We start from the raw sequence: 21,731 nt of genomic DNA on the forward strand, positions 1-21,731 counted from the left end.
AAGGAAAAACCCTAAATACCAAAGGAGTGCAATGGTAAGAGTTTTTGTGATTATGAGTTTGCTAGCGGCGGTAGCTTTTGGCTTCCCTAGGGAGCTGACGCACACAGGGCTATTAAGTGATAGTGGCATAGTGAGTTATGATTCTCTCACATTTAGCGGGACTAATGGTGTAGAAGAAGTGAGCTTTGCTGGAGAGGTGGAGCTTACCGGTGTGCTTGAGAAAGGCTATGAGGGCGAAATGGAGGGGAGTCAAATGAGCCTAAGATTCTACCCTGATACAAATCTTAAGCTGCCATTTTTGTATCATAGTTTTATTAGTATAGATGAGCTGAAGAAGATAGATTTTACAAAGCATAGGGAAAATAGAGCTGTGCTTATTCATAATGCTAGGGAGCTGACATTGCCCGGCGAGCTTGGAATGGATAAAAAGATTTTTGCTATCGTGGCGGCTAGGGCAAAAGTGCGGCTTAAGGATTATAGATTCTATGGTGAGGGTGATGCGGGGCACGAGATTTATGCAAATATAGAACGCGTGGAGATTTTGAGCGGTATTTCTATCTCGCCTTTGGCTTATGAAGATTTAGGGTCTTTGCGTTTGAAATATAAATCTACAGATAGCTATATCAACCTACGCCAATCCCCCAATGGCACAATCATCACGCAAATTAAGCGCGAGTGTGTGGCAAAGGATTTTGGCGGAGGGGCTAGTAGCGAAGCTGGTGCGAGATTGTATTATGCAGGGGAGAGCCTATCGGCTAGGAGTAAGGGTAGCGCGCAAGATTCTGCTTGGCTTGGAGTGTTTTATTTCCCCAATGGCGCAAAAAGTCCAATATTTGGCTATATCCACGAATCGCAGGTGTTTTGTGCCTTTGGTATTGATTAGGCGCGTATTTTGGCTGATTTGATACACTTATCAAATATCTTAAACCTGCCATATCGCGCAAATTTAGAGCTAGATTCTAGGTGGTAGAATCTAGCTCTGTGGCTAGCTTTCAAAGTCAGTGATATTTTGCAGCATATAGCAGCTAATATCATCGCGTCCGTATTTGGTATAAAAATACCCTACAAGCTCCACAGCCCTATCATAGTCGATATATAAATCAAACCGCCCATACTGCTTGCGCCCACTTACTTGCTCTCTTTGACTAATGAGTAAATCGCGCAAGGCATATTTATCACAAGAGCTATAATAAAAGTCATTAAATCTGCGCTCTAGCAGCGCATCGACAATGTGGTCTTTAAGCTTACTATCGGCATAAATTTGTAGCCAGCTACACATAATCTCCCTTTCTACACGATTCGTATGCGTTTAGCGATGATCCTAAACATCGCCGGCAGTAGTAGCAATGTCAAGGAGCTAGAGGTTACAAGCCCGCCTAGCACGACAATGGCAAGGGGCTTTTGCACCTCGCTTCCCACACCGCTTGAGAGCAGCATAGGCACAAGCCCAAATGCCGCGATAAAGGCGGTCATAAGGATAGGGCGTAGCCGCCTTTTTGCCCCCATTTCTACGGCTTCATCGACACTTTTACCCTGCTTAATAAGCTCTTTAAAATACCCTATCATCACCACGCCATTAAGCACGGCGATACCAAAGAGCGTGATAAAGCCAATGCTCGCTGGCACAGAGATATACTCCCCAGATAAAAAGAGCGAGATAAGCCCACCTGTAACGGCAAAGGGGATATTGAGCAAAATCAGCAATGCCAAAGGCACGCTTTTAAAAGTGAAGTAGAGGATAAAAAATATCACCACAATGCTTATAGGGATCACCACCGCAAAGCGTGCGTTGGCTCGCTGCTGATTTTCAAACTGCCCGCCAAAAGTGATGTAGTAATTTGGCGGGAGCTTCACTTGCGCGGAGATTTTTTCCTTTGCTTCATCGACGAAGCCGCCTAAATCGCGATTTTCTACATTGCTACGCACGACACTCATTCTGCGATTATTCTCACGCACGATTGTTACAGGACCATCGACTTCTTTAATTTCAGCAATGGAGCTAATTGGCACGACATAGCCGCGTGATGAAAACATCTCCAAAGCTTCAAGCTTAGTAATATCCGTAGATATTTCTGGGTCTTGGCGGATAATCACAGGCACGCGTGCCACGCCCATAGGGATATAGGAGACAATAATGCCCTCTAAGGAAGATTTCATAAATTTTGCAAACTCATCGACACTTACGCCTACATTGCTCATAATGTGCTTTTCTGGGGTTATGTAAAGATAATTTACCCCTTCATTAAGCGTGGTGAAAACCTCACTACTGCCTCGCACCCCTTGCAAAATCCCTCGAATTTGCTTACTAAGCTCATTGAGCTTGTCAATATCATCGCCAAAGATTTTGATCGCCAAATCCCCGCGCACACCTGTAAGCATTTCTGAAATCCGCATATCAATAGGCTGGGTAAAAATAAAGCTAATCCCTACAAAGCTTTGCAGGGATTTTGTGATTTTCTCAAGCACTTCTTGCTTGCTTTTTGCCTGCCATTTTTCTTTAGAGATAAAGGAGATAAACATATCGCTTTGATTAAGCCCATCAAGACTAAGTCCTAGCTCATCAGTCCCTGTGCGTGCGACAATTTCTTTGACTTCTGGGACCTTTTCTTTAATCGTTTTTTGGATACGCAGTAGCAAATCGCGCGATTGTGTAAGCGAGACAGATGGTGTCATCTCCACCATAAGCACCGCATCGCCTTCATCAAGGGTCGGCATAAATGATTTACCCACAAAAGGAAAGAGAGAGAGCGAGAGAAACAAAAATACAAATGCACAGCTAATGACTAATTTACTATGACTTAGGCAAAAGTGTAGGGTGGGCGTGTAGATTTTATAAAAAAAGCGCGTGATAAGTGTTTCTTTATGCTCTTTGGTCTTTAGCACAAGAGAGGCGACTACGGGGATCACAGTGATTGAAAGCACCAAAGAGCCTAAAAGGGCGAAAACTATGCTTTTTGCCAAAGGGGCAAACATCTTGCCCTCTAAGCCCTCTAAAGTAAGGATTGGCACAAAAAATACGATGATGATGATGATCCCACTTACCACAGAGACAGAGATCTCCTTGCACGCGCGATAGAGGGCGTGTAGCTTTGTTGTGGTGGTATTAGAGCTTAGCTTTTCAAAGGCATTTTCCACCATCACCACAGCAGAATCCACCAAGATCCCAATGGCAATGGCTAGCCCACCTAGGCTCATAAGATTAGCACTCATACCATTTAGGCTCATACAGATAAACGCCACAGAAAGCGCACAGGGTAAAATCACGCTTACAGCAATCGCTGCACGCAAATCCCCTAAAAACAAAAACAACAGCACCACAATTAGCACAATGGCTTCAATCAGCACTTTTGTAACATTATCGACTGCCTTTTGTGTGAGATCGGAGCGATCATAGAAGACTTCTAGCCGCACGCCCTCTGGGAGCAGAGGCTTTAGCTCATCAAATTTTTCATAGATTTTTTCTATGGTTTCTTTGGAGTTTGCGCCTTTAAGTGAAAGCACGATCGCCTGTGTCGTCTCACCTACGCCATTTTTGGTCGTAAAGCCTAGCCTAGTCATATAGCTTGTGCTTACTTCAGCAAAGTCCCCAATCTTTACAAAGCCTACATTTGTTTGTATCGCTAGCTGGGCGATTTGCTCTGGGGTGAGCGCGGCGTTTTGGATTTTGACCAAGAAGTTTTCGCCATCTCGATCCACGCGCCCTGCGCCGTCATTTTTCAAACTTGCTTCAAGAGCGGATTCTAGCTGGGTTATCGTTACCCCAAGTCTCGCCATATCATTAAAATCCGGGATCACCACAAAGGCTTTGGCAAAGCCCCCAAGCGAGCTTACATCTGCCACGCCTTTGATCTTCCTAATCTCTGGGCGGATAATGAAGTCTAAAAGCTGGCGTTTTTCAAGATTAGAGATATTGCCCTCAATAGTGAACATAAACATATCTGAAAGCGGCGTTACAATAGGTTGCAAGCGCACATCAACACCACTTGGGAGATCAGCTAGCACATTTGCTAGCCGCTCGTTTGTCATCTGGCGTGCGAGATAAATATCCACACTATCATCAAAATCTAGCACAATATCCGCGATAGCATATTTGGAAGTGGAGCGCAAGAGCTTTTGCCCAGGTAAGCCTTGAAGCTCTAGCTCTAAGGGGCGCACGACTCGGTTTTCTACTTCTTCTGGTGCCATTCCGGGGGCTTTGACAGCTACGCGCACTTGGGTTGATGAGACATCAGGGAATGCATCAATAGCAATGCTTAAAAAGCTATACCCACCAAAAAGCAGCAATGCACACGCGCAAATCATTATGATAATGCGCTGCATTAAAGACCATTCGATGATTTTTGCTAGCATTATTGCCCCTCGACCCCGATATTGTTAATTAGCCCTTTTAGTGCTACAAGTGTGCCAGAGGCGATTTGCTCATTGCCCTTGAAGCCCTTGCCATCAATGATAAAGGACTTGCTGCGCTTTTCTATGACTTGCACGACTTTTGGGAGATAGCCATTAGGGGTTTTGACAAAGATGAGATTGTCTTTAGCATTTTTAATCACAGCCGTTGAGGGCACGATATACGAGCCTTTGGGCTGCTTGCCCTCGATATAGATGTCAGCAATCTCGCCTACGCGAAACGAGCCTTCTTTGAGATCGGCGATCGCGGTTATGGAGTTGTTGTTTTTATCCACGACTACGGATATGGTGGTGATTTCACCGACATATTGTCCTTTTTCACTATACACCCTAGATCCGGGTAGCACATAGTCGGAGACAGAAAGCGGGATTTTGATACGCGCTAGGAGGTTGTTGTTTTTAGAGATTCTTACATAGGGGGTAAAGGCTGGGATTTTCTCGCCGGTATTTTTAGGCGCGACAGAGAGGATCCCGCTCGCACTCGCCACCACACGGAATCCAAAATTCCCCCTAGGTTTATCTGGATCAATCCCAAAAAGCTTGAAAGTATTTCTTAGCTGACTTAGCTTGAGATAAAGCTCTCTGCTTGCAAGATAGCTTTGCTGATATTCTCGCTGGGAGATGACACCAGCTTGGAATAAGTCTTTATCTTTTTTGGCGATTTCTTCTGCGACTCGGTGCTTGTTTTGGGTGTTTTCTAGCTCGAAAAAGAGATTATTTAACTCATTAGAGCTAATCTCACAAATCTCATTGCCCTGTTGTATCTGCTCACCTTCTCGCTTATAGATCGCCACTACCACAACATCAAAGGTAGAACTTTGTGTCGTGGAGTCTTTGTTGTCAAAGTCGATGAAAGCATTAAATGGCACGCCGCGTGTGATGCTTGGGTTTTTTATGGGAATGTCTTTAATGCCTAGTCCTTGTGCTTGGACAGCATTTAAGCGCACTTCTTTGTAGCCATAGAGTGTGCCAAATGCGATTAACACGCCTAGAATGTATCGTTTCATTGTGTTTCTCCTATCATTGTCCCTAAGGTTTCTTCAAGTAGCGATTGTATGCCTATATACTCTAGCTTTGCATCTGCTAGCGTGATAATGCTATCCATATAGGAATTTTGGTAGGCTAGGTATTCAAACAAGCTGATTTTCTGCGATTCATAGGCGATTTTGCCCATTTCTACTAGGTCTTTTTTGTTTTGGATATTTTCTTGCTGGAGTTCTATGAAGCTTTTTTTGGATTCTAGTTGATCAAGATAAGAATCCACACTGATGAGCAAATTGTTTTTTGTGATCTCGCTCTCACGCACACTGCCGCTATGCAGGGCTAGCCACTTGCGCTTTAAATGCGTGTTTTTGGGCGTGATGGGTAGCGGGATAGAAAATCGCAGCTGGGCATTGTCGCTGGACTCTGCGTGTGCGATCCCACCACCTAGCTCAAAGGCTTCAAAGCGGTCGCGATTGGCGAGCTTGGCGTTTGTTTGATAATTTCTAGCTTGCAGGGCTAGGATATCCAAATATGGTGAAACCTCTAGCTGTTTATAGGCGGATTCTGGCTCTATGTGCGTGTAGCTAAAGTGTAGATTATCAACAACTATATCGTGCAAGCTATCAAGAATCTCATCATCGACTTTTTCTTGATCGATCGTGTGGGCTTCTACAAGCCCTAGGAGCTGATGTAGTGTGCGCTGCAGCTCTAGGAGCTGGGTTTGGGTCTGCATTTTTAAAAGCTTGGCATCAAGGTAGGAGTTATTAAAGCTAATATAGTCCTTTTTAGACATACTGCCTGCATCAAGCTTTGCTTTAGCGATTTGTAGCTGGTGGTAGAAATTACTCTCTCTTTGTGTCGCGACATTGTATTTTTCTTTGGTAAGGACATAGGAGAGATAGAGTCGTTTTGCAGCGATATAGGCTAGCTCTTTGTAGAGTTTATAAGCTTTATCATATTGCTCAATTTGTATGCGCAGGCTCTTATGCAAAAGTGTTTGCACCCAAGGAAGCTTAGGGCGGAGCATCACAAGTGCCGTTACAGAGACTTCGTTTTTGCCTAAAGCATTTTTGACAAAGCCTGTATCCACCTCTGTATAGGGCGACTCCCACGAGTTTGTCGCACGCTGGGTTTCTAGCAAGCTTTGAAATTGTGCTTTGTTTTGCACGAGATTTATGCTATTTTGCTCCACGGCTTCAAAAAAGGCTTGCTTGCTGATAGGCTGCGCGTGTAACAATACACCTAAGCATAGGGCTATGCTGATCTGGCACGCCTTAGCCACAAAGATTCTCCCCAAATATGTCTTCAAGAAGTATGTTTCCAAGCACCTTGCTACACTCCAAAGATAGTTGAAAAGTGGATTCTACAAAGATTTTTTAACCATTGTGTTAATCGTTTAAAATTTATAGCCTACCCAGAGCTTGCTTACCAAAGTCCTAGAGTAGCGCACTTCATCTAAATACACAAGCGTTAAGTGCCACTTGATTTTTGGGAAGTCTAGCTCTAGCTCGCCTACGACTTGATTAGAGTAATGCACATCAGGGGCAAAAAACATCGTCCTCCCAAGCCCGATAAACCCCCCTAGCTCACAGGATTTGCCTAGCATTATCCCACGATAATCAAGCTTAATATACCCCGTGCGCCCGCCCTCGCCATAAATGTAAGTGTTGTATTCTAGCGGGTTATTATCCGCATAGATGGGCAGCAGATTTGTGGCTTGATTTTTGTCATTGACCACTGCGCCAAGTGAGAGATGGAAGTAGCCAAAGCCAAGCAGCCCTTCAAGATGCGCCACGCCGCCATTAAGCTTGCCAAAACTGCCCTTTTGATAGCAAGCAAGCCCCACTTCCTCTGCGACTTGTGGGTTAGCACAAAGATTTGGGTCTTGTATCCCAGCACTCACAAAGGTCCCGTGTGCCTTAATCCCCAAATCCCAGAATCCAAAGTCCTTCGTATAGCGCACAGCAAGTCCGCTAGCGACATACAAGCTAGCTAAATAATTTGCATATAAACGCAGCCCAAAATGCTCTTTTTGGTAATTTGCATCGGCGTAAAAATGCTTATTGATCGCATAGCCTTGATGCTTTTCATAGAGATCTTTTATATAGCCATAGCGCGTGTTTTCTGCTGGGTTGGCGTAAGTTTGTCGGTAGAATCCCCCAAGTGCCAAGCGCACCCCCTTTATATCTGCATAAATCTCCGCACCCTCTAAGTAGTCTCCTATCCACTCATATTCTGCATCATATCGCCCTACACGAAAGCCCATATTCTTATGCTCATAGCCTATAAAAAGTGCTGGCAAATGCACAGCATCGCTTGTATAGAAGAGATCCTTTGCTTCATCGTTATTGATAAGCAAAGAGTAGATTCTAGGGTCTGTTTGCATATCATAGCGCGTGATAGGTCTAGCGGCAAAGTCTGCAAGCTTCCCAATGGCAGAAAACGCCCCCCCTAGGTAGAATCCATAAAATCTCTCGCTCTCTAGCGATAGCTTTGTCCATAGTCCGCTATATCCCGTGGCAAAGGGCGCACTAAATAAAGTAGAATCCAAATGCGCCGCAGTGGTAAAGGAGGCTAGATCAATGTCTTTAACCCGCAAAAATGATGTATGTGTCCTACTAGTATCGCTACTTAGTCCTATATCTAGTGATGATATAGGAGCTTCTTTAGCTTTAGGGATAGTAGATTCTAGGGATTCTTGTGTGCTAGCTAGGAGAGCCACTCCTATCATAATCCACAACCACACCAAGCGCATAGCAATCCTAAATGGCTAATTCTTTCAAATCCCCTATGGTGCAAAACTCCGCATAAATCGCATAAAGTAGTGATTTGCGATTGCGGCGCAAGGCTGGGTCTTCATCATTGACAAGCACGCTAGCAAAAAACACCTCCAGCTCTTCTTTGAGTGAAAAAAGCGCGTCAAGTTTATGCTGCGGATGCGTGAGAGCGGGGAGATTGAGCGATAGGAGCTTGTTGTAGAGGGCGGATTCAGGGGGGGTTAGGAGTGAAGTGTCAAGACTTTGTAAAATCGCTTGTGTGTTGGTGGATTCGGCTTTACTAAAGAAACTTGCTGCGACTTCGCCTTGCTGCCGCAAGACTCGCAATGACGATGAAGCGGATTTTTCACCCTGTGCTTGTTTTTTGCTCTCGTTTTGGGATTCTAAGATTGTGGAGCTAGAATCGTGGTTTTGCGAGCCGCGCAAGGAGATAAGACTTGGTTGTCTATCGACACAGCGCGACGAAGCAATCCACGATTCTAGCCCACAAGCTGAATCCCCCATAATATCTTTAGTGATATTTGCCACGCGCTTAAACACTGCCATAAGTGCTTCTCTATCATCGCGCACAAGCAAGGATTCTAGGGCTTTGGCATTGCTAGCGATAGTGCAGAGATCTGCGCTTATCCCCCTTGAAGCGGAGCGGAAAATTTGTGCTGGTATGTCTAAAATGGATTCTAGTCGCTCGATGATAAACCCCTGCAATCGCGCGAGATTCTCTTGGCTAATATCATAGGCACAGATTCTAGCCATATCGCCTAGGATCTGCTTCACATCAAAGGCTAGATTCCACTCTAGGGCGATTTTTACCACACCATTTGCCGCACGGCGTAGGGCATAAGGGTCTTTTGAGCCACTAGGGATTGTGCCGATACTAAAAAGCCCGAGCAAGCTCTCAAGCTTCCCACTAAGGGCTACAATCGCGCTTATTTTGCTGCTTGGCAGGGCAGAGTCCTCGCCATTTGGGAGGTATTGCTCTTTAATGGCTTGGGCGATGTCGTGCGAGAGTCCTTGTGCTAGGGCATAGTAATGCCCCATAATCCCCTGCAGCTCCGGAAACTCCCCTACCATTTCACTAAGCAAATCCGCCTTAGAATACGCGATTGCTTGTGTGATCTGCTGGCTATCTTGCTCATACAATCGCGCCAAATACGCGCTGATGATCTCCTCTCTGTTTGTTTTATCTAGCATAGAGCCTAGCCCATCGACATAGGCGATACTTGCCAAAGGTTTTTTGTCTAATGGCGTAGCGCAGTCATTGCGATAGAAAAATTCTGCATCGCTTAGGCGCGCTTTTAGCACGCGTTCATTGCCGCTGATAATCGCACTAAACTCATCGCAAAGCGCGTTTGCCACGACAATGAAGCCATTATACAGCCGCCCATTTTTGCGCACGGCAAAATATTTTTGATGCTCTTTCATTGAAGTAGTGATAACCTCTTCTGGCAGGGCTAAAAATCGCTCATCAAATCCCCCTAGCAGCGCGGTAGGATACTCTGTGATAGCGACAATTTGGGCTAAAAGAGCAGAGTCTAACTCTACTTGCAGGCTAAAAGTGGATTCTAGGGCTTGGATCTGCTCTAAGATCCGCTGCTTTCTCTCATCAGCACTAAGGATCACGCCGCCATTTTTCAGCTTATGCAAGTAGTCATCAAGCCCTGTGATTTGCACCCACGCTTCCTTTGCGCACATTTCTTGGGCGGCATTATCAAAAGTGGATTCTAGGAGGTCTTGTTGTTTGGGGGTGTAGGAGCGGTGCAGGAGTGTCGCTGCTTTGCTTTGCTGACCGAATGTTTGCGGTGATCGGGCTTTTTGTGTTTTGGCGTTGGCATTATCAAAAGTGGATTCTAGGGCTTGTGTCGATGTTTGTGTGGATTGCCGCGCCACTGCTTCCGCAGTGTCTCGCAATGACGATGAAGCCGATTTTTCAATATCGCCCCGATTGTCTCCCAAGATTCTAGGATTTGCGGTGGGGCTAGTGGTGCTTTTTGTGGATTTTGGGGCAGAGCTAGACTGATGGTCTGCGGTTGCCCTAAAATCCACAAAATCGCCGCTATGGCTACCCAAAGCCGAATCTATCGCGCTAGAATCTAGTAGTATCATAATATTACGGATTGGGCGGATAAAGCTCTCACTCCCACTGCCCTCTTGAGCGTCCCCCCAGCGCATACTCTTGCCAAAGTGTAATGAGCGGATAAATGCCACTACTACCTCGCCTAGCACCTGCCTAGATTCTAGTCCGGCTTGAGTTTTGCGGACATAGAGGACTTGCTTGCCGTCTTTTTCTACTACTTGCAACAAGGACTCAGCCTGTGGGCTAGAATCCTGTGCGGAGTTTTCAATACCGCCCCGATTGTCTCCCAAGATTCTAGGATTTGCGGTGGGGCTTTGCAAGTTTTGAAAATTTTGGGGAAGGTTAGCGGACTCCCTGTCCGTGCCTTTCACAAAATTTTCAATCTTGTCAAATTGCTCACCCAAAGCCGAATCTATCACCCCTGCCTTTTTACAAAACCCTAGTCCTGCTTTACTAAGCCCCTTACTCCTATCACCATCAATAAAAGCTATCGCCAAAGGCGGTCCAAAAAATTCTTGTATCTGCGCAGCAGTATGCGTAGGAAAAGCGCGACTATAAATAGCAATCCTGCGGGGTGTGTAGTGTAGCTCGCAAGGGGCTTGTATGTGAAACTGCGCTAATGCCTGCTCCCATTTGTGCGCGATATTGCCCCACTCTTTGAGAAAGGGGAGTGCGGGAAGCTCTTCTGTGAGAATCTCTACTAGCAGCTCTTGAGTTGCTTGCAAATCGCTAGATGACATCAGTGTCCTTGTCTTTGGGTATAATGCGCCATTGTAGCAAATCCAATATTAAAAGGCTTTTATGAAATCCCCCAAGCTATCTGCGATCCTTGCGCTGTGCTGCGCCTTTAGCGTATTGCAAGCAGCTCCTAGCGCGAAATTCCCCCAAGTGGAGTGCGCTAATCTCAACCGCTTCACCAAAGCCCAAAGAGATCACATCATTTACGCCTATAACTTTGGCGCACCAAAGGGTATGGGCTACACGATGGCGGCAATCGCGTGGCAAGAGTCGTGTGCTGGGGCATATATGATGAATTTTTCTGATCCTTCTGCTGGGCTTTATCACGCGCATATCCCTGTGGTGCTTAAATACTACTCTAGTTATAGTGATACACCTTTTACGCGCAATGTTATGGGACAGCTGCTTATCGATGATAGGAGGTTTGCTAGTCAAGTGGCGTTGGACTCGCTGATGTATTGGCATAAATACCACAAGGGCAATCACAAAAACATCATCAAATCCTACAACAAAGGCTTCAAATGGGAGAAAGATCGCGCGAGCAATAAACTCGCAGAATCCTACTATCTAAGCATTGGGAAAAAAATCCGCGCCCTAGAATCCTATATCCCCAAATACTCGCGCGTGAAAAACCAAAGCACATTGATAGAGCTGCACGATAAAAACAAATCCGCTGCCACAATCAATGCCCGCATACAAAATGCCAAACCCCCTAAGCAAGCCCCGCACTCTAGCTCCCAAGCTCTCCAAAAAGCCCCAAACCAAAACCCAAAGCCTAAGCAAGCACACCCCAAGCCCCAAACCTCTCCAAAAAGCCCAAGCCCCAAAGCTCCCTTGCAAGATGATTTTGTCGATCTCCCATTAGAGGGCAGCCCAAATCCTAGCTCTAAAGCACCTAATAACTATGATGCAAACTTTGAAGACTTCACGCTCATTTTTGAAGGACACTAGATTCTAGGATTTGCGCTATGTATTTAGCGCAAAAGGCTCATTAGCTCTATATGATGAAAATACTCTGCTATCGCATAGGCATTGCAGCCATCGCTATTTTTATGCTCTTTATTTGCACCTTTGGCTAAAAGCTTTTTGACACATTCCACTTCGCCAATCTCTGTGGCAAAGAGCAGTGGGGTAAAGCCATTGCACTCTTTTTCTACATTATCGACATTGCTAGTGGATTCTAGTAGCAGATCAAAAATCGCATAATACTCTTTAAGAAAATGCCTATGCCCTTTGGTTATCCTTGCTAATGCTACTTGCAATAGCTCTGGGTGATTAAACATTTCATACACATTGTGTAGTGTCTCATCATCAAAGATTGACTCACTTAGGCTCCCCTTGCTCGCAGAAATGATCTGCTCCTTGCTCATTGCGGATATGGCAGCAGATGGATTAGGCACATTGCCCTTAGCCCAAGCAATACACTGCAAGCAATAATACAGCGCGCCTAGATTGTCTCTATCACAAGTGTGTGCGTCCATATCCGCCCCAAAATCCAGCAGTAGCTTCACTACTTCCACAAGCCCTAGAGAAATAGCAAGAGATAGTGCGGTGTGCTTTTTCTTCCTTAGTCTTGTGTTTAGGGCTTCTTGGCTCATCTTTGGGATAAGCAGTGCGCAAAGCTCTAGGGCTTTTTGCTTTTGCGCCTCATTGTAGCATTGCCAAGGCTCGCCCAAGCCTTGTAATGCAAATATCAGCACACTTCCCCCATCATCCTTACGCCAATTTACATCAGCCCCAAGCTCTATGAGCCTTTTGCTAGATTCTACATCAAGGATTCCGCAAGTGTGAGCAAGCTGGCTAATGGGATTAGGGTAAATATCTGTGATCATTTTATCGGGCTTTGTGAAGTCTATGGGTAGATTTTTTAGTGTTTCATTATCGATTGCAAAGTGATTAGGCGAGAAAAGTGCAAACTTCTTCTCCTGCTTTTTTGCACGCTTTTGCTCTAAGATCCCTTGCTCATCTTTGTGGAATAGCAGCGTAAATTTATGCCTAAAATCCTGCACCAAATACCCCACATCATCTGCCTGACTCACTAGCCCTAAAAAATACGCGCTTTTGTAGAATTTGCTTAAAGGTGCTTTGGCATTATTGACATCAAGTTCGTTTTGGCGTGTGAGATTGGCACTAACTGCTATGCCTTCTTCTACTACTTTTTTATAATTTTCTCCCATTACGCCTTTGCCATACTCTAAGGCATTTAGATAATGCTCTTGGGCGTTTTTGAGTAGCTCTTTTTGCTTGTCCTTTGTGTGAGAGTCTCGCGCTTTATGAGCGTAGAATCTCCCTTGCATAAAGTGCAGATATGGATCATTTTTATAAGTATTTAGGCTTTTTATTTCCTCTAGCCCGTCTTCAAATGCCTTTTCATTAAGCGGCTTATCTGGCAAGCTCGCTGTAAAAAGCTTGCCCTGTGCCTTAGCATAGCTCTCAAATGACTTATCAAGAAGCTCTAAAATCTGTGGCTTTGTTAAGCTGATAATATGCTTTGGATTTCTCAAAGCTTGCATACACGATTGCAGATATATTGCGCAATCTAAAATCTTATCACCACAAGTGGGAGCAAACGCACGCGAAGGCACAAAAAAGTCAATATGATCAAAGTAGTGCTTATGTGCAATGTAAAAGCGATCCCCTAGCTGCTTGGCGAAGTTTTTCAAGGCTTCTTGGGGTATTTGATTGATATTTTTTAGCATACATATTGCAAAGATATTGTGAGCAAAATAATCTGCTAGTATATTGAGCGCATTTTTTGCTCCGCGTGCTTGGCTAGCACAGGTATTTAGCACTTGGTCTAATAGCTCTCTACTCTCCAAAAATCCAAATACATTCATAAGCCGATAGTGTGCGATAAGCACTTCACACAGCTCTTTGCCGAAGTATTTTCCTGCCCAGCTGAAAAAGCCATCAACAAGCTTGGCGATATGAAGCAGCGAGCTAATTTGCGTTGGCGATAGGTTTTCACAATATGTAGCAATCTGGCTGATACCTTGGATAGATTTGTGGCTTGGGGTGTGGCTGCCATTGAGCCAGCTTGCGATACTTTTGCTTAGGGTTTCATCACTTTTTATATCGCTGGGATTTTGCGCTTGGGTATTGGTGTTGATTAGCAGTGTTGTAAGGATTTTGCTATATTCAATGTTTTCAAAGCTATTGCGATCTCCACTTATCTCACAATATTTCTTTAAATCCACATCATTTGCGATAAAGGCAATGGCTTTTTGCACTGCGCTTTGCTCCCCCCCCCCCCACAATTATTTCAGGCAAAATCCTATCGATTATTAAGCCTTCGTGCTTGCTATCCATAATGTATTCAAACAATGGCGCGATAAAAGGGATCACAAAATGCACCAAAGTAGCAAAGTCAAGCTGCTTTTGGCTAGCACCTAGTGTCTCTATATGACTAGTATAGCTTTCATAATACTCTAGCGCATTGCCCAAAATCGCTTCAAGTGAGCGCGGATCATCAGCGCAGAGCACAGAAGCGATACGCTCTATAAGCGTATCGCGAATATCTTTATACTCGCGCAATGAAAGCTCATCATTTTTCCTAAATCGCTCAAGCTCTTTGCTGCCATAGTGTGAAATCTCTAGGATTTTACATAGCTCGCAGATGATCTCGCTTGCGCCATAAAATCTCGCAAATGTTTTCATAGTGCTTCTTTAGTTTGGTGATATAAGTATTGTATCTAAGCGATCCCATTGGTGTAAGAAAAGCCAATGACAAGAAACTGCAGCGTTAAGATTCTAGCTTTGTAAATTCGTGTCGCTCTCATTTCGTGCATTATAGATAGCATCTCTACTAGAATCCACCTTGCAATGTCTGCAAAGTCATTGCAAATTTATGAAAGGAGATGGCAATGGGAAGAGGACAACCTTCTAGTAATCCTAATGGAGCTGGGTGGCCTTCTACAACCGGTAACCCAAGCGGCGGCGGCAGAGGCAATAACACATCTAGCAAATAATCCACGCCCCTTTGCAAAGGGGCTACTTCATACGCATTAGCTACATTCTACGCTACAATACCCAGCACTTACAATACTACTTGATCACAAGGACCACTATGACATTGCTTGATAGTATTTTGCTTATTGCGTTGTTTGGATTAGGTGGGGTAGGGGCTTTGCTCTATGCGCGCTTTATCGCCGCACAAAAGGCTTTGCACTTAAGCGAGACACTTCGCCAAGAAGACAGGCTCAAAACCCAAGCCCTAGAATCCACCGCCAAATCCCTAGAATCTAGCCATATCCAAGCACTCCAAGAAATCGCCAGCCTAAAGGCTATGCTTAATACTGCCAATAAGCGGTTCCAAGAGCAGCGCGCAGAATCTGCTCGCCAAAAGACAGAGCTACAAGATAAATATGAGCAAGATCTCTCCAAGCTTGAAGCGCAGTATAAACTCTCTCTAAGCACCTTGCAAAGTGAGCTAGCAAAGCACCTAGAGCTACAAAAGACCGCCTTGCTGAATGAAAATAAGCTCGCACTCACTAAGGATTCTAAAGCGATTTTAGATGAGGTTTTCACGCCGCTTAAACAACGCGTTGAAGAGTATCAAAAAAATCTTTTGCAAAATGAAGCCAAATTGAAAGAAAACATCGACAACGCCTTCAAATACTCCCAAGAGATGAGCAAAAGTGCGCAAGAGCTAGGGCGGATCCTAAAGGGTGATAAGAAGCTGCGCGGAAACTTCGGCGAGCTGCAGCTAAAAAGGGTGTTTGAGAGTAGCGGACTTATCCAAGGTAGGCAGTATAGTCTCCAAGAGCAGCTCCACACGCAAGGCGGGCGATATATCCCTGATGCGATTGTCAGCCTTGATGAAAAGCGCAAAATCATCATCGATGCCAAATTCCCCCTGCCAAATGCCGTAACTTGCGATGATGAGACAGAGATAAACACCCAAGAAATCGCGCAAAATCTCAAAGCGCGTATCGATGAGCTAGCAAGCAAACCCTATAAAGACATAGAAAATGCCTATGATTTTGTGCTGCTTTTTATCCCTTATAACAATATCTTAGATCTAGCCTTAGAGGCGGATTCTAGCTTGTATGACTATGCGTATTCTAAGCAGATTTATCTCACCACGCCGCATACGCTTTTTATGGCGTTAAAGACGATTGCTATCACTTGGCAGCATATCCAAAGCGATAAGAATATCAAGCAGGCATTTGATGAGATCGGGAAGTTTTATGACAAGTTTGCCGATGTGTGCAGTGATTTTGACAAAATGGCGCGAGGCTTGCAAAGTGCGCAAAGTGCAGCAAAAGATATGAATACAAAGCTGCGAGGCAAGGGCGGACTAGAATCTAGATTTGATAGATTAAAAGCCCTAGGGGCAAAGACGAAAAAATCAATCCCACAATCAAAATCGCTCAACCACACTAGCCATAGTGATGATATAAGCGATGAGCCAAGAGAGAGAGTGAGTGAGGGAGAAAGAGAGGGAGAATGCGATGAGGGAGAAGATAAGCAAGAGTGAGAATCCAAGCCGCCCTAGAATCTAGATCCATTTATCGACTATTTGCCCTATGTGGCGCGACTATCGGCAGAAGTGGCAGCGGTAGTAAAAGTGGATTCTAGTAATTTGCCTTGTGGGCTTGTGAAAGGCTCATTATGCGCGACTATCTCAATGATCTTCCCAGAATCCATAAGCACAATACGATCGCAAAATGCGCGTGCTAAGGCGAGATTATGCGTGATACATAGCACGCTTAGATGTCGCTTGTCTGTGAGATTATTTGCGTGCATTGTAGCGATGAAATCTAGGATCATCGCTTCAGTGTGGCTATCAAGACTTGAAGTGCTTTCATCAAGGATTAGCAGCTGTGGCTCTACAACAAGGGCGCGGGCGAGATTGATCCTAGCGGCTTGCCCGCCAGAAAGCATAGCAGGATAGGTGTGCAAAAGTGCGCGGTCTAAATCTAGTGCGCTTAGTATGGGGAAGATCTTTTGCTCTTGCGCGGCTTTATCAGTAATGCCGCGGAGATGATGAAGCCCTTGGGTGAGACTCTGCCAAATAGTTTGATTAGGATTTAGCGCGCTTATGGGATCTTGGAAAAGTAGCTGAATATGGGAGTAAAAATGTCGGCGAGACTTTAAGCTCTTGTGAGTCTGCCAATGCGCTGGGTAGGTGATCCGCCCGCTAGACTCTCTCTCTAGGCGTGCGATAAGCTTTGCTAGCGTGCTTTTACCACTGCCGCTTCTACCCACAATGCCAAGCCTCTGTCCTGCATATATCTCAAGTGAGATAGAATCTAGCGCAGTGGTGGCAGAAGCAGTGGTGATAGGATAGATTTTGCTGATATGTCGCAGGCGCAAAAGTCTCAAAGTGGATTCTAGTTTTTGCCTATCATATATCGGTGTATGTGTAAATGGATTATAAAAACCTCGTATATCATTGATGATCTTTCCAGCGTCTATATGATAGCTTCTATCAGCTATGCGCATAAGCCTAGTATCGTGCGTGATGAGCAAGATCCCTATCCCACGCTCCTTGCAAATGCGTTGCAATATCTGCATAATCTCTTGCGTGGCAATGGCGTCTAAATCGCTTGTAGGCTCATCGGCGATGAGAAATTGCGCATCTGCAAGCAGGGCGATAGCGATCATCACTCGTTGTAGCTCACCTCCACTCATCGCAAAAGCATAGCGATCTAGCACACTAGAATCCAGCCCTAGTGTATCTAGCAAGCTAGCGATTTGCTTAGGATCATAGGCTTTGCCCCACGCACGCACGCTTTCTGCGATGTGGCTTTGCATCGTGTGAAGTGGATCAAAGCAGGTGCGGGGATTTTGCAAAATGCTTGCGATGATGGGAGTCGCGCTAGCTTTATGCGCGGTAGCAAGCGGTGTGTCATCAAGCAAGATAGATCCGCTAGTTTGTGTGAGATTAGAGGGAAGCAAGCCTTGCAAGGCTAGGGCGCAGAGTGTTTTACCACTGCCACTTCTGCCTACAAGCGCGGTGATTTGCCCAGATTCTAGCGATATGCTAATGTCTGTAAGCAGCGGCTTTGTGCCAAAAGATACAGAGATATGCGCGAGTGCTAGCTTAGATTTAGCCATAACGCACATCTTCTAAATGTGTAGTGAAAAACCGCTTCAAGCTCTCTCCCAGCAGAGAAAAAAGCGCGATAGTGATAAAAAGCGCGCCTCCGGGATATAGCAGCAAATGCGGTGCGCTATATAGAGAGTCTTTCATCTCGCTAAGCATAAGCCCCCATTCTGCGAGCGGTGGCTGCACGCCTAGCCCGATGAAAGATAGCCCAGCGATGTGAAGCATTATATGCCCTATATCCATAGTGGCAAGCACAAGTATATGGATACATAAATTTGGGAGAAAATTCTGCCTAAAGCTTTGCCAAAAGCTCTGTCCTTGCATATACGAGATAGCTACATACTCTTTAGATCGCAAAGAGAGCGTGAGCGAGCGAGATATACGCGCATAAAATGCCCAATGCGTGAGCGTTATAGCGATGATCACATTCCATAGTCCAGAGCCAAGCACCCCCACAAAAAACAATGCCAAAATCATCGTAGGCATACTTAAAAACACATCACACACGCGCATAATCACCCTATCCCACACTCCTCCTAATGCTCCAGCTACCCCACCTACACAAATGCCGATCACTACCACAAGCACGATGATACAAAGGCTTGCCCCAAGCGAGATATACGCGCCATAAACAAGCCTTGTGAAAATATCTCGCCCCAAGTGATCGCAGCCTAGTAAATGCTCTTTGCTCATAGGGGCTAGCTGCTTGGAGAGATCGATCATATCGGGCTGATATGGGCTAAGAAGCGGAGTAAAAGCGCATATAAGTAGCAAAAGCGCGATACCACAAAGAGCGATTTTGCCTTGCAGTGGGAAGTGTTTGTGGATTTTAGGCGAAGATGTGTAAATAGCAGTGGGCTTTAGCATATATATCCATTACAGAGAAATTCTAGGATCAAGATAGGCACATAGCACATCAACAAGCACATTTGCCAGCGTGAAAACCACGCATAGCACGATCACAAAGCATTGGATAATGGGATAGTCGTGATTGGCTATGCCTTGGATACAATATAGCCCAATACCCGGTATCCCAAAGATACTCTCAATAATAAGCGCACCACCTAGCAGCTCGCCGATGTGTAGTCCCATTATCGCTAGTAGTGGGAGAATGGCATTTTTGAAAATATGCTTATAGGTGATGACTGCTCGCGGAAGCTGACGGATTTTGGCATAGAGGACAAAGCGAGAGTCCAGCACCTCAAGCATACTTGTGCGTAAAAGTCTTGTCGTAACACAAAGCGACATAAATACCAAGCTTATGCTAGGCAGCACAAAGCTTGATAGAGTAGAGTCCCACACCGCAGGCAGCCACCCTAGTGTAATGGCAAAGACCCACACCAGCAAAAATGCTAGCCAAAAGCTTGGCATACACGCCCCTATAAAACACACAATACTTATCACAATATCTGGGAATCTCTCTTTATATAATGCGCTAATACTCCCAAAAATGCTAGCAAAAATCCCTATAAGCACCACCCCTATACCAACGAGCGTTAAGGTTATGGGTAGGCGAGAGAAAAAGACCGCACTCACAGGCTCTCCACTCATAAACGAAGTCCCAAAATCTAGCGTGATAGCTTTGTATAGCCACGCGATGTATTGGGATATAAGCGGGGTATCAAGCCCAAATTCTGCTTCTAAAAATGCGATGTTTTCTTGCGTGGTAGGGAGATTGGATAGAGTGAGATACTGCGCGATAGGATCGCCCACGCTTAAACGCAGTAGCATAAAAATCCCAAATGACGCCACAAGCAAAATAGGGATAAGATATAGCACGCGCTGAAGTGTTTGGCGTGCTATATGCCAGAATCTAGTTTTGTGCATTATTGATACCACTCAGCTATAGGAAGCTCGACTACAAGTGCGCCCATTTCTACGCCTTTAATCTCACTGCGCACAATGGCGGCATTGCGCTGGTGGGCTATGGGGAAGAGTATATAGGCATCAAAGAGTAGCGATAGGGCAGTATTGAGATGATCTTGTAGCTCTTTGGTCGTGCTAGTGTGGATAGCTTGTGTCGTGTGCTTGTGGAAGTCTTGCGCGTGCGTGGATTCTAGGGCTTGCAGGAGCTTATACTCGATATGCCCTTCTTTTTGCATTGAGTAGAGATGACTAAGTGGCTCATAAGGCGCACCCCAAGTTTGCGTGAAAGCAAGCTCGAAAGTGTTGTTGATAAGATGCTTTTTATACGCGCTAGGCTCTATGCCTTTTATGCGTAGGGGTATGCCACAGGCTTTGGCTTGGGATTGGATAATTTGTGCGAGCATTTTTTGCTGGGGGTTGTTGCTTGGGTAGATTAGCTCTATGGGGTCTTTGGGGGTGTGTGCCATATCGCATTGATGTGGCGGGAGCTTGGGGAATCGCACAGATTGTAGCAATGCTGTGTTTGGCGCATATATACTTGTAGCTTGCATAGCAAGATCGCCAAAGACGCTTGGGATAAGTGCGCTTGTATCTAGGGCTTGCACTAGGGCTTTTCGAGCAAAAGTGGATTCTAGGGCTTTGGTGCGTGGATTTATGGCTAGGAGTATGGTGGAGAGCGGTGCGCTTGTGTAGGTGCGTAGGCGTGGATTTTTCCGCGCGGTGTTAAACATATCAAGCGAGACTAGCTCTAGCCCATAGATCGCATCAATTTGTCTAGCTTGCAAGGCGGCTAATCTCGCACTTGGCTCAAAGATGATTTTAGCGATGATGGTGTCAAAATAGGGTGTTTTAGGTGCTTGGGATTGTGAGCTACTAAAATCTTTATAGTAAGGGTTTTTGCGGAAAGTTATTGTGCTTGCACTGCTACTCTCTAGCATATACGCGCCGGTGCCTATGGGGGTGGGGTTGTAGGTGGTTAGATTAAGATCGCTAGGGAAAGCACTTTTTGCCAAAAAGCGAAATGGTCGGACAAAGGCTAGCTCATCTAGTGTGAGTGTGTAGGGGTATTTCAGTGTAAGCACGATCGTGTAGGGATCAAGCTTTTTTATAGAATCTAGCGCGTGGATTAGCCCTACCCAGCTGTGGCGTTCTCTGTGCTGCAAAATAGAGGTGAAATTAAGCAAAACAACATCGGCATCAAAGATCTCGCCATTAGAGAAGCGCACGCCCTTGCGCAGGTGGAAAGTATAGCTTCTGCCATCAGGGCTAATGTCCCACGAGGTCGCAAGACTAGGGATAATATTGCCGGATTTATCAAGCTTGGTTAAGCCCTCATAGACGAGATTTTGCGCAAACATTGCGTTTGTGCCATAGCCGTGAGGATTGAGCGCACCAACAGGCGCGGATATGGCTATGGATAGGGTGTGATTCTCTGTGGCATTAGCAAGTTTTGCACTAGATGATCCCACAAATAGCACTATCCCTAGGAGAAAAACTCGCCAAATATCCACGCGAGATCGCGTGGTAGAATCTTTGAGAAATGATGTCTGCACGATGAGCCTTGTGAAAAGATTGGCGTATTATATTATTATTTTTATATTTGTGTAATACTAGATTCTAGGGTATCAAAGATCGTGATATAAATAGATAGGCTAATGTGGTGAGCGGTGGAATAGATGCGAAGATAAGATGACTTTGCTAAGACTTTAAGCAGAGGTAAGAAGTGGTGGACGCGCAGAGGATCGAACTCTGGACCCACTGATTAAGAGTCAGTTGCTCTACCAGCTGAGCTACGCGTCCGCCAAGGCGCGATTATAGCAGAAAATCTCAT

Annotated in this window: 15 protein-coding genes and 1 tRNA gene; 3 read left to right on the forward strand and 13 right to left on the reverse strand. The window is 45.3% G+C overall.

Going from position 1 to position 21,731, the window contains the following annotated elements; translation table 11 throughout:
- The first annotated feature begins 31 nt into the window (after positions 1–31).
- Positions 32–883: a hypothetical protein gene (locus tag DX060_RS02645; RefSeq protein ID WP_115011023.1), complete on the forward strand. Its 852-nt coding sequence runs from the start codon at positions 32–34 to the stop codon at positions 881–883.
- Between the two features lie 102 nt (positions 884–985).
- On the opposite strand, the gene DX060_RS02650 is transcribed toward DX060_RS02645, so the two are convergent.
- The 6 genes from DX060_RS02650 to glyS all read right to left on the reverse strand — a co-directional run bounded on the left by DX060_RS02650 (position 986) and on the right by glyS (position 10,982).
- Entirely contained in the window at positions 986–1,279 is a 294-nt protein-coding gene (locus DX060_RS02650) for a DUF3240 family protein (protein WP_115011024.1), read from the reverse strand.
- An 11-nt stretch (positions 1,280–1,290) separates the two neighbouring features.
- Positions 1,291–4,350, reverse strand: a complete 3,060-nt coding sequence (locus tag DX060_RS02655; RefSeq protein ID WP_115011025.1) for an efflux RND transporter permease subunit — start codon at positions 4,348–4,350, stop codon at positions 1,291–1,293.
- Positions 4,350–5,414 carry an efflux RND transporter periplasmic adaptor subunit gene (locus DX060_RS02660; RefSeq protein WP_115011026.1) on the reverse strand — a complete coding sequence of 355 codons (1,065 nt, stop codon included), beginning with the start codon at positions 5,412–5,414 and terminating at the stop codon, positions 4,350–4,352. Before DX060_RS02660 ends, DX060_RS02655 begins: the two co-directional genes overlap by 1 nt.
- Entirely contained in the window at positions 5,411–6,700 is a 1,290-nt protein-coding gene (locus tag DX060_RS02665) for a TolC family protein (protein ID WP_258552169.1), read from the reverse strand. Before DX060_RS02665 ends, DX060_RS02660 begins: the two co-directional genes overlap by 4 nt.
- Positions 6,701–6,787: 87 nt before the next feature.
- Positions 6,788–8,146 (reverse strand): outer membrane family protein, encoded by a 1,359-nt coding sequence (locus DX060_RS02670; protein WP_115011027.1) that lies wholly within the window; start codon positions 8,144–8,146, stop codon positions 6,788–6,790.
- A 7-nt stretch (positions 8,147–8,153) separates the two neighbouring features.
- On the reverse strand, positions 8,154–10,982 hold the full coding sequence (glyS, locus tag DX060_RS02675; RefSeq protein WP_115011028.1) for a glycine--tRNA ligase subunit beta: 2,829 nt from the start codon (positions 10,980–10,982) through the stop codon (positions 8,154–8,156).
- Between the two features lie 61 nt (positions 10,983–11,043).
- Here glyS and DX060_RS02680 point away from each other — a divergent pair, with 61 nt between their 5' ends.
- Positions 11,044–11,931 carry a hypothetical protein gene (locus DX060_RS02680; RefSeq protein WP_115011029.1) on the forward strand — a complete coding sequence of 296 codons (888 nt, stop codon included), beginning with the start codon at positions 11,044–11,046 and terminating at the stop codon, positions 11,929–11,931.
- Between the two features lie 23 nt (positions 11,932–11,954).
- Here DX060_RS02680 and DX060_RS02685 read toward each other — a convergent pair whose 3' ends face one another.
- Entirely contained in the window at positions 11,955–14,210 is a 2,256-nt protein-coding gene (locus tag DX060_RS02685; RefSeq protein WP_147278748.1) for an ankyrin repeat domain-containing protein, read from the reverse strand.
- Positions 14,179–14,637: a hypothetical protein gene (locus DX060_RS02690; RefSeq protein WP_115011031.1), complete on the reverse strand. Its 459-nt coding sequence runs from the start codon at positions 14,635–14,637 to the stop codon at positions 14,179–14,181. Before DX060_RS02690 ends, DX060_RS02685 begins: the two co-directional genes overlap by 32 nt.
- A gap of 409 nt (positions 14,638–15,046) precedes the next feature.
- Here DX060_RS02690 and DX060_RS02695 point away from each other — a divergent pair, with 409 nt between their 5' ends.
- The gene (locus DX060_RS02695) at positions 15,047–16,459 is read left to right on the forward strand and encodes a DNA recombination protein RmuC (RefSeq protein WP_115011032.1); all 1,413 of its coding nucleotides are present in this window, start codon (positions 15,047–15,049) and stop codon (positions 16,457–16,459) included.
- Positions 16,460–16,506: 47 nt separating this feature from the next.
- Here DX060_RS02695 and DX060_RS02700 read toward each other — a convergent pair whose 3' ends face one another.
- The 5 genes from DX060_RS02700 to DX060_RS02720 form a co-directional block, all read right to left on the reverse strand.
- Positions 16,507–18,042 carry an ABC transporter ATP-binding protein gene (locus DX060_RS02700; protein WP_181814149.1) on the reverse strand — a complete coding sequence of 512 codons (1,536 nt, stop codon included), beginning with the start codon at positions 18,040–18,042 and terminating at the stop codon, positions 16,507–16,509.
- Positions 18,035–18,901, reverse strand: coding sequence for a nickel ABC transporter permease subunit NikC (gene nikC / locus DX060_RS02705; protein ID WP_115011034.1), 867 nt, complete (start codon positions 18,899–18,901; stop codon positions 18,035–18,037). Before nikC ends, DX060_RS02700 begins: the two co-directional genes overlap by 8 nt.
- A gap of 9 nt (positions 18,902–18,910) precedes the next feature.
- Positions 18,911–19,861, reverse strand: a complete 951-nt coding sequence (locus tag DX060_RS02710) for an ABC transporter permease subunit (protein ID WP_220176686.1) — start codon at positions 19,859–19,861, stop codon at positions 18,911–18,913.
- Positions 19,861–21,453: an ABC transporter substrate-binding protein gene (locus DX060_RS02715; protein ID WP_115011035.1), complete on the reverse strand. Its 1,593-nt coding sequence runs from the start codon at positions 21,451–21,453 to the stop codon at positions 19,861–19,863. Before DX060_RS02715 ends, DX060_RS02710 begins: the two co-directional genes overlap by 1 nt.
- Positions 21,454–21,624: 171 nt before the next feature.
- A tRNA-Lys gene (locus DX060_RS02720) sits at positions 21,625–21,700 on the reverse strand.
- Positions 21,701–21,731 lie beyond the last annotated feature (31 nt).

The sequence above is a fragment of the Helicobacter canis genome (genome assembly GCF_900451095.1).
Classification (GTDB): domain Bacteria; phylum Campylobacterota; class Campylobacteria; order Campylobacterales; family Helicobacteraceae; genus Helicobacter_B; species Helicobacter_B zhangjianzhongii.

Bases quoted from the DNA above. Each gene is read 5' to 3' on its own strand.
- DX060_RS02690 (WP_115011031.1), bottom strand. From the start codon at position 14,637: ATGAAAACATTTGCGAGATTTTATGGCGCAAGCGAGATCATCTGCGAG.
- nikC (WP_115011034.1), bottom strand. From the start codon at position 18,901: ATGCTAAAGCCCACTGCTATTTACACATCTTCGCCTAAAATCCACAAA.
- DX060_RS02670 (WP_115011027.1), bottom strand. From the start codon at position 8,146: ATGCGCTTGGTGTGGTTGTGGATTATGATAGGAGTGGCTCTCCTAGCT.
- DX060_RS02700 (WP_181814149.1), bottom strand. From the start codon at position 18,042: ATGGCTAAATCTAAGCTAGCACTCGCGCATATCTCTGTATCTTTTGGC.
- glyS (WP_115011028.1), bottom strand. From the start codon at position 10,982: ATGTCATCTAGCGATTTGCAAGCAACTCAAGAGCTGCTAGTAGAGATT.
- DX060_RS02695 (WP_115011032.1), top strand. From the start codon at position 15,047: ATGACATTGCTTGATAGTATTTTGCTTATTGCGTTGTTTGGATTAGGT.
- DX060_RS02660 (WP_115011026.1), bottom strand. From the start codon at position 5,414: ATGAAACGATACATTCTAGGCGTGTTAATCGCATTTGGCACACTCTAT.
- DX060_RS02680 (WP_115011029.1), top strand. From the start codon at position 11,044: ATGAAATCCCCCAAGCTATCTGCGATCCTTGCGCTGTGCTGCGCCTTT.
- DX060_RS02655 (WP_115011025.1), bottom strand. From the start codon at position 4,350: ATGCTAGCAAAAATCATCGAATGGTCTTTAATGCAGCGCATTATCATA.
- DX060_RS02650 (WP_115011024.1), bottom strand. From the start codon at position 1,279: ATGTGTAGCTGGCTACAAATTTATGCCGATAGTAAGCTTAAAGACCAC.
- DX060_RS02645 (WP_115011023.1), top strand. From the start codon at position 32: ATGGTAAGAGTTTTTGTGATTATGAGTTTGCTAGCGGCGGTAGCTTTT.
- DX060_RS02710 (WP_220176686.1), bottom strand. From the start codon at position 19,861: ATGCACAAAACTAGATTCTGGCATATAGCACGCCAAACACTTCAGCGC.